Source organism: Vibrio sp. 03_296, from assembly GCF_002265885.1.
This window is the reverse complement of the sequence record NZ_NPKW01000428.1, coordinates 1-766: the sequence shown is the minus strand read 5'-3', so window position 1 is coordinate 766 and position 766 is coordinate 1. Positions and strand designations below refer to the sequence as shown.

Below are 766 nucleotides of genomic sequence, written 5' to 3'. Positions count from 1 at the left end.
CGCCAGCCAACAGTCTAAAACATCTCTTGGTTTATGAGTATGAGTCACCATAAGCATGGTATCCCTTTTATTAACAAAAGCCTTTACCAACGCAGTCCCAATTCCACCTGACACCTGTGATTAAAACTACGTACTTCATCGTTAACCCCTTTTTATTAACTTTTGCCGGTGCACCAGCAACAGTATTACCAGCTTCAACGTTTTTGGTTACAACAACTGCCCAAACCAACAACAGCGGAGTCCCCAATGCTAACTTTCTGCATCGTCGATGAATTGGGTCCCATCCAGACACCTTCCCCCAAAAAACGCCTCCACTTAACTCAGTACATGCTGTCAATATTGAATTTTTCCCAATTTGGCAATTATGCGCTATGTGTACTAAATTATCCGTTTAACATCCATCATGATAACTGTTATTATCAAGAGCTCCAATGCAAACACTATTTAACGCCCCTATTTCAACATTATTACCAATGATTACTCTTCCTAAAATCGTGGAAATCTCTACAAATCCCCTCACACTTTTTTCGAAGCCAAAACCCTGGGCGCCGATAACTGAGTTTGCTCTGATAATTGTGTTAGAACCGATCACTGTACCTTGGTGAATTGTTACATTGTGTTCAATTATCGTCCTTTCGCCAATACTTACTCCATCTTCAATTACTGCAGAGTTAGCTATAATCGCAGAGTTATCAATACTAGTGATGATGTTTTTTCTAACTAAAACTTCAGAGTCAATCAAAAACTGTAACGCCCTGCAGAAGTC

The 766-nt window shown here is 39.9% G+C and carries 1 pseudogene; it reads right to left on the bottom strand.

The features are described from left to right. Positions 1-391: 391 nt before the first annotated feature. A pseudogene (locus CIK04_RS25140) lies at positions 392-766 on the bottom strand (hypothetical protein); the annotation flags it as partial.